A 15,566-nucleotide genomic window follows, 5' to 3' on the forward strand; every position below is an offset into this window, starting at 1 on the left:
CGTACGCTGGTGGGCGTGCTGGTAGAAAACGACGCCCCCCTCGCCCCGCTGACCACGCTCCGGCTCGGCGGCCCGGCCCGCCGCCTGGTGACCGCCCACACCGACGACGAGGTGATCGCCGCCGTCCGCGAGGCCGACGCGGCCGGCGAGCCGCTGCTCGTCCTCGGCGGCGGCTCCAACCTGGTGATCGGCGACGCCGGCTTCCCCGGCACCGTGCTGCGGATCGCCACCGAGGGCTTCGCCCTGGACGGCACCGCGCTGGAGGTCGCGGCCGGCGAGACCTGGTCCGAGGTCGTCCACCGCACCGTGCGCGACCACGGGCTGGCGGGCATCGAGTTCCTGGCCGGCATCCCCGGCTCCGCGGGCGCCACCCCGGTGCAGAACGTGGGCGCGTACGGCCAGGAGGTCGCCCAGTCGATCACCGAGGTGGTCGCGTACGACCGCACCGCCGACGAGGTCGTCACCCTCTCGAACGCCGAGTGCGGGTTCTCCTACCGGCACAGCCGCTTCAAGGCCGAGCCGGACCGCTACGTGGTGCTGCGGGTGCGGTTCCGCCTGGAGGACAACGACGGGCTCTCCACCCCCGTCCGCTACGCCGAGACCGCCCGGCACCTGGGCGTCGAGCCGGGCGCCCGGGTGGCGGTCGGCACGGCCTGGACGGCGGTGCTGCTGCTGCGCTCCGGCAAGGGCATGGTGCTGGACCCGGCGGACCACGACACCTGGTCGGCCGGCTCCTTCTTCACCAACCCGGTGCTCACGGCCGCGCAGTACGAGTCCTTCCGCACCCGCCCGGGCACCGAGGACGCCCCCGCCTACCCGGCCCCGGAGGGCTGCACCAAGACGTCGGCGGCCTGGCTGATCGACCGGGCGGGCTTCGGCAAGGGCTACGGCGGCGGCCCGGCGACGCTCTCCACCAAGCACACCCTGGCGCTCACCAACCGCGGCTCGGCCACCGCCGAGGACCTGCTGGCACTGGCCCGGGAGATCCGGGACGGGGTCCGCGCGGCCTTCGGGGTCGAGCTGGTGAACGAGCCGGTGATGGTGGGCGTCAAGCTCTAGCACCGCTAGGCGGGTACGGCGGCCGCCTCCGCGGGGGCGCGGTCGCCGACCAGCCAGGCGTCGATGTCCGCCAGCAGCTCCTTGCGGACGGCCCCCGGCGCGACCGAGCCGCGCACCGACTGCCGTGCCAGCTCCGCGAGTTCGGCGTCGGAGAAGCCCAGCACGTCCCGGACCAGCTCGTACTGGGCGGCCAGCCGGCTGCCGAACAGCAGCGGGTCGTCCGCGCCCAGGGCGAGCGGCACCCCGGCGTCGAAGAGCCGGCGCAGCGGCACCTCCTCGGGGCGCTCGTAGACGCCGAGCGAGACGTTGGAGGACGGGCAGACCTCGCAGGTGACCTGCCGGTCCGCCAGCCGCTCCATCAGCCGGGGGTCCTCGGCGGCCCGTACGCCGTGGCCGATCCGGGCGGCGCCCAGGTCGTCCAGGCAGTCCCGGACGGACTCCGGGCCGGACAGCTCGCCGCCGTGCGGGGCCGCCAGCAGCCCGCCGTTGCGGGCGATCGCGAAGGCCCGGTCGAAGTCCCGGGCCAGGCCCCGGCGCTCGTCGTTGGAGAGGCCGAAGCCGACCACCCCGTGGTCGGCGTAGCGGACGGCCAGCCGGGCCAGCGTCCGGGCGTCCATCGGGGACTTCATCCGGTTGGCCGCGACCAGGACCCGGATGCCCACCCCGGTCGCCGCGGCGGCGTGCTCCACCGCGTCCAGGATCAGCTCCAGGGCGGGGATCAGTCCGCCCAGCCGGGGCGCGTAGGACGTCGGGTCGACCTGGATCTCCAGCCAGCGGGAGCCGTCCCGCCGCTCGTCCTCGGCGGTCTCCAGGACCAGCCGGCGGATGTCCTCCTCGTCCCGCAGCACCGAGCGGGCGGTGTCGTACAGCCGCTGGAAGCGGAACCAGCCCCGCTCGTCGGTGGCCCGCAGCCGGGGCGGCTCGCCGGAGCTGAGCGCCTCCGGCAGCCGGACGCCGTGCTTGTCCGCCAGCTCCAGGAGGGTGGCGGGCCGCATCGAGCCGGTGAAGTGCAGGTGCAGGTGGGCCTTCGGGAGGCCCCTGACGTCTCGCGGGTTCAACAGGCGTTCCATTCACCGATACTGCCGTATACGGCCCCTGAACGGGAACCGCCCCCTCTACATCCCCTGAAGGGGTGAAAGGGGGCGGTGCGCCGGGTGAAACCCTGGCGTCGGGTTGACGTCGGCGGACGGACCCGAGGTCAGTCGCGGGCCTCGCCGAGCAGCTTCTGGACCCGGCTGACGCCCTCGACCAGGTCGGCGTCGCCGAGCGCGTAGGAGAGCCGCAGGTAGCCGGGGGTGCCGAAGGCCTCGCCCGGGACGACCGCGACCTCGGCCTCGTCCAGGATCAGGGCGGCCAGCTCGGCGGAGGTCTGCGGGCGCCGGCCGCGGATCTCCCTGCCCAGCAGGCCCTTGACCGACGGGTAGGCGTAGAAGGCGCCCTCGGGCTCGGGGCAGAGCACGCCCTCGATCTCGTTGAGCATCCGCACGATGGTCTTGCGGCGGCGGTCGAAGGCCTCGCGCATCTCGGCGACCGCGTCCAGGTCGCCGGCCACGGCGGCCAGGGCGGCGCGCTGGGCGACGTTGGAGACGTTCGAGGTGGCGTGCGACTGGAGGTTGGTCGCGGCCTTGATGACGTCCTTGGGGCCGACCACCCAGCCCACCCGCCAGCCGGTCATCGCGTAGGTCTTGGCGACACCGTTGACCACGATGCACTTCTCGGCCAGCTCGGGCAGCAGGGCCGGCAGCGAGGTGAAGGTGGCGTCGCCGTACACCAGGTGCTCGTAGATCTCGTCGGTGAGCACCCACAGGCCGTGCTCCAGCGCCCAGCGGCCGATCGCCTCGGCCTCGGCCTCGGTGTACACCGCGCCGGTCGGGTTGGACGGCGAGACGAACAGCACCACCTTGGTGTTCTCGGTGCGCGCGGCCTCCAGCTGCTCGACCGAGACCTTGTAACCGGTGGTCTCGTCGGAGACGACCTCCACCGGGACGCCGCCGGCCAGCTGGACCGACTCCGGGTAGGTGGTCCAGTACGGGGCCGGGATGATGACCTCGTCGCCCGGGTCCAGGATCGCCGCGAACGCCTCGTAGATCGCCTGCTTGCCGCCGTTGGTGACGAGCACCTGGGAGGCGTCCACCTCGTAGCCGGAGTCGCGCAGCGTCTTGGCGGCGATCGCGGCCTTCAGCTCGGGCAGGCCACCCGCCGGGGTGTAGCGGTGGTTCTTCGGGTCGCGGCAGGCCTCGACGGCCGCCTCGACGATGTAGTCCGGGGTGGGGAAGTCGGGCTCGCCGGCACCGAAACCGATGACCGGGCGGCCAGCGGCCTTGAGGGCCTTGGCCTTGGCGTCCACGGCGAGGGTCGCGGACTCGGCGATCGCGCCGATCCGGGCGGAGACCCGGCGGTCGGCGGGGCGGATGGACTGGTCGGGCTGCGGGGTGGAAGCGCTCATGCCTGCATCGTCGCAGAACCGGGACCTACCGGGCATCGGGGTATCGGCATCCGTACGTTCCCGTCCGAATCGCGGCCCGACGGTCCGTCGGAAGGGGTCCCGCCGGACCGGACGTCCGCCGGGGACCGGCCGGTCCGGAAGAAGAAGCCGGAAGAAGAAGTTCGACCAAACACCCCTCGACCACGTACACTCGCTGCTCGACGGCCCGCCGAGAACCGGAGCTTTCACCGCCTGTGCAGACAGCGGGGGGAGATACGGTAGGTTGGTCGCCACCGGAGCCGCGAGGCACCGTAGGGCAATAGCTCAATTGGTAGAGCACCGGTCTCCAAAACCGGCGGTTGGGGGTTCGAGTCCCTCTTGCCCTGCTGCTAGATCCGTTTTCAGCCCGTTCGCTCCACAGGAGTGAGCGGGCTTGATGCGGAGATGGCACCGATCAGCACCGCTAGCCGACTGGCCGCCCCCACCGGGTGCGCGGCGAAGCCGGCAGGACCCGGATTCAGGTGAGGACGAGTGACGGAGACCACGGGCTCCACCGCAACGCCTGAGAGCGGCAACCCCGAGGGTGCCGACGGCGCTGCCGAGATCGCATCGGCCGAGGGCGACAAGAAGTCCGGCAAGCAGAAGAAGTCGGGCAAGCGGGCCAAGAAGGGCCTGTTCGCACGGACCGCCCTCTTCTACCGCCAGATCATCGCCGAGCTGCGCAAGGTCGTCTGGCCGACCCGCGGCGAGCTCACCAACTACACCGCCGTGGTCGTCACCTTCGTGGTGGTCATGATGGCCTTCGTGGCCGGCCTGGACTACGGCTTCTCCAAGCTGAGCCTCCTGGTCTTCGGCTGACCGGCCGCCCCACCTCTCGAACAGCCTCCCGACCCGGGCCGATTACTCGGCCCGGGTCGAGCTGTCGGCGCCGGACGTACGCGCGGCTACCGTGGACTCGGTACTGTTGAAGTCTCCGAGACCTCACCTGGCGCCCGCGCGAGCGGCCGTCCGCCGGGCCGGTCGAGGAGCGCGCCACCTTCACCATCTCCAGGAAAGAAGCCGCCACCGTGTCTGAGTCCCCCCTGTACGACGCCGACGAGACCGTCCGCGAGGCGGATGGCGCCGCCGAGCTGGACGCGGCCGAGCCGGCTGACGACGCCGAGTCCGCCGAGCAGATCGTGGACGCCGCGGACAGCGACGAGGACGAGGTCGAGGCGTACGACGAGGCCGAGGCCGGCGAGCCCGCCGAGGAGGCCGCGCTGCACGTGGAGGGCGACGCCGAGGCCGAGGAGTCCGTCGAGGACGCCGAGGAGGCCGAGGAGGAGTCGGCCGACGAGGTCGACCCGGTCGCCAAGTTCCGCGAGGACCTGCGCTTCATGCCGGGCGAGTGGTACGTGATCCACACCTACGCCGGCTACGAGAACCGGGTGAAGCAGAACCTGGAGCAGCGTGCCGTCTCGCTGAACGTCGAGGAGTACATCTTCCAGGCCGAGGTGCCGCAGGAGGAGGTCGTCCAGATCAAGAACGGCGACCGCAAGACCATCCGCCAGAACAAGCTCCCCGGCTACGTCCTGGTGCGCATGGACCTCACCCCCGAGTCCTGGGGCGTCGTGCGCAACACCCCGGGTGTCACCGGCTTCGTCGGCAACGCCTACGACCCGTACCCGCTGACCCTGGACGAGGTCGTCAAGATGCTCGCCCCCGACGTCGAGCGCCAGGCGGCCAAGGAGGCCGGCAAGCCCTCGCCGATCAAGCCGAGCGAGATCCAGGTGCTGGACTTCGAGGTCGGCGACTCGGTCACCGTCACCGACGGTCCGTTCGCGACCCTCCAGGCGACCATCAACGAGATCAACCCGGACTCGAAGAAGGTCAAGGGCCTGGTCGAGATCTTCGGCCGGGAGACCCCGGTCGAGCTCTCCTTCGACCAGATCCAGAAGAACTAGTCATACCGTCTTCGGGTTCGGGGCGGGGGCGAGGAGCCTCCGCCCCGAACCCGTTTTGGTCCAGCGGCGCTGACGCGTTAGCCTGGTCCGATGTGTGTGCTGGCGGCCGGGTGTCGCCCCGGTTTCGCACGCACCAGCAATCACCTCTCGGAAGGACCCGGAGAGACATGCCTCCCAAGAAGAAGAAGGTCACGGGGCTTATCAAGCTCCAGATCAACGCCGGTGCGGCCAACCCGGCGCCGCCGGTCGGCCCCGCGCTGGGCCAGCACGGCGTCAACATCATGGAGTTCTGCAAGGCCTACAACGCTGCGACCGAGTCGCAGCGCGGCATGATCGTGCCGGTGGAGATCACGGTCTACGAGGACCGTTCCTTCACCTTCATCACGAAGACGCCGCCGGCCGCGCGCCTCATCCTGAAGGCCGCGGGTGTCGACAAGGGCTCCAGCGAGCCGCACAAGACCAAGGTCGCCAAGCTCACCAGCGCCCAGGTCCGCGACATCGCCACGACCAAGATGCCCGACCTGAACGCCAACGACCTGGACGCCGCGGAGAAGATCATCGCCGGCACCGCCCGGTCGATGGGCATCACCGTCGAGGGCTGAGTTCCCTTCTCGTCCCCTGTGGTAGGGCCCGCGCAGGCCCGTGACACCACAACTCCATTCATCATTCAGGAGCAGCCATGAAGCGCAGCAAGGCCCTGAAGGCCGCGGACGCCCAGGTCGACCGCGAGCGCCTTTACGCCCCCCTCGAGGCCGTCCGCCTCGCCAAGGCGACCAGCACCACCAAGTTCGACGGCACCGTCGAGGTCGCCATGCGTCTGGGCGTCGACCCGCGCAAGGCCGACCAGATGGTCCGCAGCACCGTGATCCTCCCGCACGGCACCGGTAAGACCGCTCGGGTCCTGGTCTTCGCGACCGGCGAGCGTGCCGAGGCCGCGCGTGCTGCGGGCGCCGACATCGTCGGCTCCGACGAGCTCATCGACGAGGTCGCCAAGGGCCGCCTCGACTTCGACGCCGTCGTCGCCACCCCGGACCTCATGGGCAAGGTCGGCCGCCTCGGCCGCGTGCTCGGTCCCCGTGGCCTGATGCCGAACCCGAAGACCGGCACCGTGACCCCGGACGTGGCCAAGGCCGTGAACGAGATCAAGGGCGGCAAGATCGAGTTCCGCGTCGACAAGCACTCGAACCTGCACTTCATCATCGGTAAGGCCTCCTTCACCGACGAGCAGCTGGTCGAGAACTACGCCGCCGCGCTGGACGAGGTGCTCCGCGCCAAGCCGTCCGCCGCCAAGGGCCGCTACATCAAGAAGACCGCGTTCTCGACCACCATGGGCCCCGGCGTCCTGGTGGACCCGAACCGCACCCGCAACCTCCTCGCCGAGGAGGACCCGGCCGCGGTCTGAGCCCCAGTGCTCTAGAGCAGTCCGTACGACGGGCCCGTACCCCCTTCACCGGGGGTGCGGGCCCGCCGTCGTTCCCGGGGAAGGAGCCGGTACGGGGCCCGGCGCGGGCCGGTCGGGCCGACGGGCCGGAACGGTTGCCGGATCGGGACACCGGCGGATGGGAACGACGGGCCGAACCGTCGTACGCTCTGCCGGTCAGACCATGTGGAGCACCTGTGACCGCCGGAGTGTGCCGTGCTGCCCGCCCCTCGCCCCACCGTTCTCGTGGCGGCCCTGCTGCTGCTCACCACCACCGGGTGCAGCCTGCTGGCCGTCCCGACCACCCGCACCCCCGGGGGCCCCGCGCCGGTGCCGCCCAAGCAGGTGGTGCTCTCGGCCGCGCAGGGGCTGGACGACGCCGGCGGCGCCCGGATCGACGTGGTCCAGGAGGGCCCGGCCGGCCGGCGCACCGCGAGCGGCTCCCTGGTCTGGGGCGCCGCGGACGAGGCCGGGCTGGCCGTCACCGACGAGCTGGGCACCGGACGGCTGACCGTGAAGGACGGCGCGCTCGACCTCGTCTACCAGGGCGGCGCGGCCAAGCACGCGGAGCGGAGCACCGCCGAGTCGGTCGACCCCGCGGCGGGCCCCGACCCGGAGGGCTTCGCGGGCGGCTGGACGACCGCGCTGATCACCAACCCGGGCAGCCGGGCGTACGAGGTCGCGCAGGGCGTCAAGCTCACCTCGCTCGGCGGCGAGCAGCTGGCCGGGGTGACCGTGGCGCACTACCGGGGCTCCGCGCCGGTGGCCGAACTGTTCGGCAAGGACGACGAGTTGAGCCCGCAGCGGCGGGCCGCCACGCTGGACTGGTACCAGCGGCACGGGGTGACGGCGATCGGCTACGACGTCTGGGTCGGCCCTGGTATGCAGCTGCTGCGGCTGCGCGAGACGGTCCGGGGGAGTGCGGGAACCACGGTCACCACGACCGATGTCTCGGCTCCCGGAGCGGCGGACGCGACGCCCGCCGCCGGCGGGTGACGGGGGAGCGGATATCCGGCGCGTGGGGCTTCCGGCGATCCGTTAGAGTCCGGATGAGAAACGCATGAGAAGAGCTGACAATCAGCTCTTCGAGGGGGGAAGTCATGGCTGGAACCCGCAAGGCCGCCGTCACCGTCGTCCTCGCCGCCCTGGCGCTGACCGCGACCGCGTGCGACAACGACAAGTCGGCGGACAAGAACGCCGCCCCGGCCGCGCCGACCACGGCCGCCGCCCCGGCCACCCCGTCGGCCGCCGCCCCGACCGGCGCGAAGCCGGAGAAGGTCAGCCCGGCGGTCTTCCTGGAGCAGGTCACCCAGAAGACCGGTGCGGCCAAGTCGGCGAAGGTCGACGAGCTGATCCAGGTCGGCGAGATCACCATGAAGGGCCAGGGCGCGCTGTCCTGGGCCGACGGCCTGGAGGCCGACCTCACGATGGACCTGTCGGGCTCCCCGCTGGGCAAGGTCCTGGCGCCGATCACCGGCGGGCCGAAGGCGCACTACCTGTACACCAAGGACGCGGTGTTCCTGGGCCTCGGCGGGGAGCTGCTGCAGAACAGCGGCCCGCGCTGGGTGCGCTACACCATGGCCGACATGGCCAAGGCCTCCGGCGGTGCGACCGACCAACTGCAGAGCGCGGACCCGGTGCAGGGCGTCCGGACGCTGATCGCCGGCGGCAAGGTCACCGAGGTCGGCCCGGAGACGGTGAACGGCAAGGCGACCACCCACTACTCCGGCGTGATCAGCGCCGCGGACCTGGCCATCGCCTCCACCCAGGGCATCACCCAGGCGCAGGCCGACCGGATCAAGAAGGGCCTGGACGCGGCCGGCATCGCCAGCGAGCAGGTCGACGTCTGGGTCGACGCCGACAAGCTCGTGGTCAAGCGGACCGAGCAGGCCGAGAGCAAGGTCGGCGCGGTGAACGTCTCCGTCAGCTACTCGGACTACGGCACCCCGGTGATCGCCGCCACCCCGGTGGACTACATCGACCTCGCCGATCTCCAGAAGGCCGCCGCCGGCAGCTGATCCCCGCCGCCCCGGACCGGAGCCCCGGCGCCGGTCCGGGCTCGGCCGACCCGGTGGACCCGCCCGCCCGAGGGGGGCCGCCACCGGGCCGGTCGGAGACGGGTGGCAAGGTGGCCGGAACGGGGCCGCCGTCGGACGGGGGCGGGCGAGAGGGGAACGGACGATGGCGGCACGGCAGCGCTTGGCGGCGGTGGCCGTCGTCGCCCTGCTGACCAGCGGGCTGAGCGGGTGCGGCGGGGGCGGGGAGACGTCCGCCACGCCGTCCGGCAGCCCGAGCCTGAGCACCGCCTCGCCGTCCACCGCCTCCCCGAGCGCCCAGGCCAAGCCCACCGACCGCTCGCCGCACGGGGTGCTGCTCTCCGCCCAGCTGGCCATGCAGACCGCCCGCCGGGCCAAGGTCAGCTACCGGCTCGGCCCGGACGCCGGGTCCGGCCCGCTGTTCTGGCAGCCCAAGACCGCGCTCCAGATCAAGCGCTCCACCCCCGCCGAGGCCGAGCAGCTGATCGTCGTGGACACCGTCGCCTACCAGGGCGGGGACGCCGCCACCGCGGCCAGGCAGAACGGCCGGCACTGGGAGCGCTTCACCGTCCCGCCGGACGCGGACGGCCACAAGGAGGTCCCGTACGCCGGGCTGATCGACCTGCTGAACCCGGTCGAGGCGCTGACCGCGGCCACCGCCGAGGGGACGGACCCGGTCTTCGTCGGCGAGGAGAAGTTCGAGGACTCGACCGTCGAGCACTACCGGGTCGCCACCACCGCCGAGAAGTACGCGGCCGCCCAGGCCCAGCTGACCGCGGCCCGCCGGGACGGCCTGCGGGCCGCGCTCTCGCCCGGCGGCTCGGCCTCGCTCACCCTGGACCTCTGGCTCAACGACAAGGACCAGCTGGTCCGGCTCCAGCGGACCGGCACCGGGGACAGCGGCCGGCAGGACGACTCGGTGCTCTACACCGACCTCGCCGGGGCGCTGCTCTCGGCGCAGGCCCCGGCCGAGTCGGACACCGTGGACACCGGCGTCCGGACGGTCTCCCCGCTGGCCCGCTGAGCCGCCGGCCCGCCGAGCCGTCGGCCCGCCGCACTGACGACCCGTGCCGCGGCGACCCCGGGGGATGCCCCGTCCGAGGGCGATTTGCACCTGGTGAGGGGCTCCGGTTACTGTTGCCGAAGCCAAAGACCGCTGGTTGTCGCCGCGCCCGTCAGGGATCGGTGGCCGAAGGATCTGCGCTTCGTCGCAGGCAGCCCGCGCAGGTGTGTCTGGAGCTTCGACTTCCGGGTCCGCGTTCGCGCGATCGCCCGTCGAGGTCGTCACGAGCCCCGTGCGCCTGCGCACCGGGGCTCATTGCGTTTTCGCAGGAGCTTTCCTTCCCTCCAGTCGGTCCACGGCGACCCAGGTCGACTTTTGCGGTCGGCCCGACTTCGACATCACGGAAGGAGGCGTAAGCCTATGGCCAGGCCCGACAAGGCTGCCGCCGTCGCCGAGATCACGGACAAGTTCCGTGGCTCCTCCGCGGCGCTGCTGACCGAGTACCGCGGTCTCTCGGTGAAGCAGGTCAAGACCCTGCGTCGCTCGCTCGGCGACAACGCCGAGTACGCCGTGGTGAAGAACACGCTGACCAAGATTGCGGCCAATGAGGTCGGGATCACGGAGCTCGACGACCTGTTCAACGGTCCGACGGCTGTCGCCTTCGTCACCGGTGACCCGGTGGAGTCGGCGAAGGCTCTGCGTGACTTCGCCAAGGAGAACCCCGCTCTCATCATCAAGGGCGGTGTCCTTGACGGTAAGGCGCTGTCCGCCGATGAGATCAAGAAGCTCGCGGACCTCGAGTCCCGCGAGGTGCTGCTCGCCAAGCTGGCGGGTGCCCTGAAGGCCAAGCAGTCCCAGGCTGCCGCGCTCTTCCAGGCCCTGCCGTCGAAGCTCGTCCGCACTGTGGACGCGCTGCGCGACAAGGTCGAGCAGGGCGGTGCCGGTACGCCGGCTCCCGCCGCCGAGGACGCGGCCGCCGAGTAATTCGGCAGGCTCACGCCTCGCTGCGGGCCCGTGCCCGCCCAACCCGTACATACGGCACCACCTGCCGATTTAGTGGAAGGACGCCATCATGGCGAAGCTGACCCAGGACGAGCTGCTCGCGCAGTTCGAGGAGCTCACCCTCATCGAGCTCGCTGCCTTCGTGAAGGCCTTCGAGGAGAAGTTCGACGTCACCGCTGCCGCCCCGGTCGCCGTTGCCGCCGCCGGTGGCCCGGCCGCCGTTGAGGCCGTCGAGGAGCAGGACGAGTTCGACGTCATCCTCGATGGTGCCGGCGACAAGAAGATCCAGGTCATCAAGGAGGTGCGCACCCTGACCTCCCTCGGCCTGAAGGAGGCCAAGGACCTCGTTGACACCGCTGGTGCCAAGGTCCTGGAGAAGGTTGCCAAGGACGTTGCCGAGAAGGCCAAGGCCGCCCTCGAGGGTGCCGGCGCCAAGGTCACCGTCAAGTGACTTCTCGCCCCCTCTGAGGGGGCCTGAAGCCGGGCCGATCACCCTTGCGGGTGGTCGGCCCGGCTTTTTCGCGTTCCCGGGCCCCTGGGCCGGGCGCGGGGCCCGTTCCGCCGCCCCCGGCCGGCCCGGTCCACCGGTGTGGCCGAACGCCCACTCGGCACCGTCGGTGCCGGACGGTATGGTGATCACCGTCGTCGAGGGCGGCCCCACCACGGCTTCTGTAACGCCGAGGGGGTCGCGGTCGATAGACCGGTCGAGGCCCGCACCGTCGGCGGGCCCTTGACGAACCCGGCGGGGCGCGCGATTCTCAAGGCGCGAGTCCGCCCGGTTGGTCCGCTACTGGATGCATAACCAGTGGCTCCGGCGGGAAATGACTCCACGTGAGTTAGAGCAGTACCCGGTGGGCGTCCGCGCTCGCCGGCTACCGGGAGGAGTCTCCGATTCGGTCTCCGAATCAGAGCTGGACAGCAGTGTGGCCATTGGCTACACTGTCCCTTTGCGCTGCCTGTTAGCTGCTCCGTGACTCGTCGCCCGGAGTTTGCGTTGCCCTGAAGGGGTCTGGCATCGCCTCCGCAAAGCGGCTCTGACCTGGGACTTCGATCCCGGCGGAGGCCAGTGGCGAGGAGGCGGGACCAAGCCCGTGAAGGCCCGGCTGGTACGCGCGTAGTGAGCTCCGAGCCCTCGGAAGGACCCCCCTCTTGGCCGCGCCGCGCAACGCCTCGAACAATTCCGCCGCATCCACCGCCCCGCTCCGCGTCTCGTTCGCGAAGATCAAGGAGCCCCTCGAGGTCCCCAACCTCCTGGCCCTGCAGACCGAGAGCTTTGACTGGCTGCTCGGCAACGCGGCCTGGAAGTCCCGGGTCGAGGCGGCCCTGGAGAGTGGTCAGGACGTCCCCACGAAGTCCGGTCTGGAGGAGATCTTCGAGGAGATCTCCCCGATCGAGGACTTCAGCGGGTCGATGTCGCTGACCTTCCGCGACCACCGTTTCGAGCCGCCGAAGAACTCCATTGACGAGTGCAAGGACCGCGACTTCACGTTCGCGGCCCCGCTCTTCGTCACCGCCGAGTTCACCAACAACGAGACCGGTGAGATCAAGTCTCAGACGGTCTTTATGGGCGACTTCCCGCTCATGACCCACAAGGGCACGTTCGTGATCAACGGCACCGAGCGTGTCGTCGTGTCGCAGCTGGTCCGCTCCCCGGGTGTGTACTTCGACTCCACCCTGGACAAGGTGTCCGACAAGGACATCTACTCCTGCAAGGTCATCCCCTCGCGTGGTGCCTGGCTGGAGATGGAGATCGACAAGCGCGACATGGTCGGCGTCCGCATCGACCGCAAGCGCAAGCAGTCCGTCACCGTGCTGCTCAAGGCGCTCGGCTGGACCAACGAGATGATTCTCGAGGAGTTCGGCGAGTACGAGTCGATGCGCGCCACCCTGGAGAAGGACCACACCCAGGGCCAGGACGACGCGCTGCTGGACATCTACCGCAAGCTGCGCCCGGGCGAGCCGCCCACGCGCGAGGCCGCGCAGACGCTTCTGGAGAACCTCTACTTCAACCCGAAGCGCTACGACCTCGCGAAGGTCGGCCGTTACAAGGTCAACCGCAAGCTGGGCAACGCCGAGTCGCTGGACTCCGGCGTGCTCACCGAGCCCGACATCATCGGTGCGATCAAGTACCTGGTGAAGCTGCACGCGGGCGAGACCGAGTGGCGTGACGACGAGGGCCGCGACATCGTGGTCGAGGTCGACGACATCGACCACTTCGGCAACCGCCGCCTGCGCAACGTCGGCGAGCTCATCCAGAACCAGGTCCGTACGGGTCTCGCCCGTATGGAGCGCGTCGTGCGCGAGCGCATGACCACCCAGGACGTCGAGGCGATCACGCCGCAGACCCTGATCAACATCCGGCCGGTCGTCGCCTCCATCAAGGAGTTCTTCGGCACCAGCCAGCTGTCGCAGTTCATGGACCAGACGAACCCGCTGTCGGGCCTGACCCACAAGCGTCGTCTGTCCGCGCTCGGCCCCGGCGGTCTCTCCCGTGAGCGCGCCGGCTTCGAGGTCCGTGACGTGCACCCCTCGCACTACGGCCGCATGTGTCCGATCGAGACGCCCGAAGGCCCGAACATCGGTCTGATCGGCTCGCTGGCCTCGTACGGCCGGGTCAACGCGTTCGGCTTCATCGAGACGCCGTACCGCAAGGTCGTCGACGGTGTGGTCACCGAGAAGGTCGACTACCTGACGGCCGACGAGGAGGACCGCTACGTCATCGCCCAGGCGAACGCCCCGCTGACCGCGGACCTGCACTTCGCCGAGCCGCGTGTCCTGGTCCGCCGCCGTGGCGGCGAGATCGACTACATCCCGGGCTCCGAGATCGACTACATGGACGTCTCGCCGCGCCAGATGGTGTCGGTCGCGACCGCCATGATCCCGTTCCTCGAGCACGACGACGCCAACCGCGCGCTCATGGGCTCGAACATGATGCGCCAGGCGGTGCCGCTGCTGAAGAGCGAGGCCCCGCTGGTCGGTACCGGCATGGAGTACCGCTGCGCCGTCGACGCCGCGGACGTCATCACCGCCGAGAAGGCCGGTGTCGTCCAGGAGGTCTCGGCCGACTACGTCACCGTGGCCAACGACGACGGCACGTACACCACGTACCGCGCCGCCAAGTTCACCCGCTCCAACCAGGGCACCGCCTTCAACCAGAAGGTGCTCGTGGACGAGGGCGCCCGGGTCGAGGTCAACCAGGTGCTGGCCGACGGCCCGTGCACCGACGAGGGCGAGATGGCCCTCGGCAAGAACCTGCTCGTGGCGTTCATGTCGTGGGAGGGTCACAACTACGAGGACGCGATCATCCTGTCGCAGCGCCTCGTGCAGGACGACGTCCTCTCCTCGATCCACATCGAGGAGCACGAGGTCGACGCCCGTGACACCAAGCTCGGCCCCGAGGAGATCACCCGGGACATCCCGAACGTCTCCGAGGAGGTCCTGGCCGACCTCGACGAGCGCGGCATCATCCGCATCGGCGCCGACGTCGTCACCGGCGACATCCTGGTCGGCAAGGTCACGCCCAAGGGCGAGACCGAGCTGACCCCGGAGGAGCGCCTGCTCCGCGCGATCTTCGGCGAGAAGGCCCGTGAGGTCCGCGACACCTCGCTGAAGGTGCCGCACGGTGAGTCCGGCAAGGTCATCGGCGTCCGCGTCTTCGACCGCGAAGAGGGCGACGAGCTGCCCCCGGGCGTCAACCAGCTGGTCCGCGTCTACGTGGCCCAGAAGCGCAAGATCACCAACGGTGACAAGCTCGCCGGCCGTCACGGCAACAAGGGCGTCATCTCGAAGATCCTGCCGGTCGAGGACATGCCGTTCCTGGAGGACGGCACCCCGGTCGACATCATCCTCAACCCGCTGGGTGTCCCGTCCCGAATGAACCCGGGACAGGTCCTGGAGATCCACCTCGGGTGGCTCGCCAAGCAGGGCTGGGACGTCTCCGGCCTCGCCGACGAGTGGGCCCAGCGCCTCCAGGCGATCGGCGCCGACACGGTCGAGGGCGGCACCAACCTCGCCACCCCGGTCTTCGACGGCGCCCGCGAGGACGAGATCACCGGCCTGCTGGACAACACCACCCTCACCCGTGACGGTGAGCGCCTGGTGAACTCCACCGGCAAGGCCCGGCTGTTCGACGGCCGCTCCGGCGAGCCGTTCCCGATGCCGGTCTCGGTCGGCTACATGTACATCCTCAAGCTGCACCACCTGGTCGACGACAAGCTGCACGCCCGCTCGACCGGTCCGTACTCGATGATCACCCAGCAGCCGCTCGGTGGTAAGGCGCAGTTCGGTGGTCAGCGCTTCGGTGAGATGGAGGTGTGGGCCCTCGAGGCGTACGGCGCCGCCTACGCGCTCCAGGAGCTGCTCACCATCAAGTCCGACGACGTCCTCGGCCGCGTCAAGGTCTACGAGGCCATCGTCAAGGGCGAGAACATCCCCGAGCCCGGCATTCCCGAGTCCTTCAAGGTCCTCATCAAGGAAATGCAGTCGCTCTGCCTCAACGTGGAGGTGCTGTCCTCGGACGGCCAGTCCATCGAGATGCGGGACTCCGACGAGGACGTGTTCCGCGCCGCCGAGGAGCTCGGCATCGACCTGTCCCGGCGCGAGCCCAGCAGCGTCGAAGAGGTCTGACGGAGGTTGGGCCGGCCGCAGCAGCGGCCGGCCCGCCCCCAGGCCCCCCTCA

13 protein-coding genes and 1 tRNA gene are annotated in these 15,566 nt (G+C 70.6%); 12 read left to right on the forward strand and 2 right to left on the reverse strand.

Translation table 11 applies throughout. The annotated features are described in order from the left end of the window. Positions 1–15 precede the first annotated feature (15 nt). Positions 16–1,059, forward strand: coding sequence for a UDP-N-acetylmuramate dehydrogenase (locus ACWDD9_RS14945; protein WP_049651994.1), 1,044 nt, complete (start codon positions 16–18; stop codon positions 1,057–1,059). Between the two features lie 5 nt (positions 1,060–1,064). Here the strand turns inward: ACWDD9_RS14945 and ACWDD9_RS14950 are convergent, their stop codons facing one another. Both ACWDD9_RS14950 and ACWDD9_RS14955 read right to left on the reverse strand, forming a co-directional pair. Continuing rightward, entirely contained in the window at positions 1,065–2,129 is a 1,065-nt protein-coding gene (locus tag ACWDD9_RS14950; protein ID WP_449811782.1) for an adenosine deaminase, read from the reverse strand. Between the two features lie 128 nt (positions 2,130–2,257). Further along, complete coding sequence (locus tag ACWDD9_RS14955; protein WP_449811783.1) at positions 2,258–3,505, reverse strand: pyridoxal phosphate-dependent aminotransferase; 1,248 nt, start codon at positions 3,503–3,505, stop codon at positions 2,258–2,260. Between the two features lie 292 nt (positions 3,506–3,797). On the opposite strand from ACWDD9_RS14955, the gene ACWDD9_RS14960 reads away from it, so the two are divergent. From ACWDD9_RS14960 to rpoB, 11 genes are all read left to right on the forward strand, one after another. Continuing rightward, a tRNA-Trp gene (locus tag ACWDD9_RS14960) sits at positions 3,798–3,870 on the forward strand. Positions 3,871–4,015: 145 nt separating this feature from the next. After that, the gene (secE, locus tag ACWDD9_RS14965; RefSeq protein ID WP_049651985.1) at positions 4,016–4,342 is read left to right on the forward strand and encodes a preprotein translocase subunit SecE; all 327 of its coding nucleotides are present in this window, start codon (positions 4,016–4,018) and stop codon (positions 4,340–4,342) included. Between the two features lie 209 nt (positions 4,343–4,551). Further along, positions 4,552–5,427: a transcription termination/antitermination protein NusG gene (gene nusG, locus ACWDD9_RS14970; RefSeq protein WP_375876146.1), complete on the forward strand. Its 876-nt coding sequence runs from the start codon at positions 4,552–4,554 to the stop codon at positions 5,425–5,427. Between the two features lie 167 nt (positions 5,428–5,594). Beyond that, positions 5,595–6,029, forward strand: a complete 435-nt coding sequence (rplK, locus tag ACWDD9_RS14975) for a 50S ribosomal protein L11 (RefSeq protein WP_049651984.1) — start codon at positions 5,595–5,597, stop codon at positions 6,027–6,029. Positions 6,030–6,106: 77 nt separating this feature from the next. Beyond that, a complete protein-coding gene (gene rplA / locus ACWDD9_RS14980) occupies positions 6,107–6,829 on the forward strand; it encodes a 50S ribosomal protein L1 (protein WP_049651983.1) in 723 nt (240 codons plus the stop codon). A 234-nt stretch (positions 6,830–7,063) separates the two neighbouring features. Continuing rightward, on the forward strand, positions 7,064–7,843 hold the full coding sequence (locus ACWDD9_RS14985; protein WP_049651982.1) for a hypothetical protein: 780 nt from the start codon (positions 7,064–7,066) through the stop codon (positions 7,841–7,843). 104 nt (positions 7,844–7,947) lie between these two features. Beyond that, positions 7,948–8,865, forward strand: coding sequence for a LolA-like protein (locus ACWDD9_RS14990; RefSeq protein WP_375876147.1), 918 nt, complete (start codon positions 7,948–7,950; stop codon positions 8,863–8,865). Positions 8,866–9,028: 163 nt separating this feature from the next. Further along, entirely contained in the window at positions 9,029–9,907 is an 879-nt protein-coding gene (locus ACWDD9_RS14995; protein WP_449811784.1) for a hypothetical protein, read from the forward strand. Positions 9,908–10,306: 399 nt separating this feature from the next. Further along, on the forward strand, positions 10,307–10,870 hold the full coding sequence (rplJ, locus tag ACWDD9_RS15000; protein WP_045693068.1) for a 50S ribosomal protein L10: 564 nt from the start codon (positions 10,307–10,309) through the stop codon (positions 10,868–10,870). An 85-nt stretch (positions 10,871–10,955) separates the two neighbouring features. After that, entirely contained in the window at positions 10,956–11,339 is a 384-nt protein-coding gene (gene rplL, locus ACWDD9_RS15005; RefSeq protein ID WP_198959424.1) for a 50S ribosomal protein L7/L12, read from the forward strand. A 698-nt stretch (positions 11,340–12,037) separates the two neighbouring features. Further along, positions 12,038–15,514: a DNA-directed RNA polymerase subunit beta gene (gene rpoB / locus ACWDD9_RS15010; protein WP_074003975.1), complete on the forward strand. Its 3,477-nt coding sequence runs from the start codon at positions 12,038–12,040 to the stop codon at positions 15,512–15,514. The last annotated feature ends 52 nt before the right edge of the window (positions 15,515–15,566 follow it).

This window comes from Kitasatospora sp. NPDC001119 (assembly GCF_053598475.1).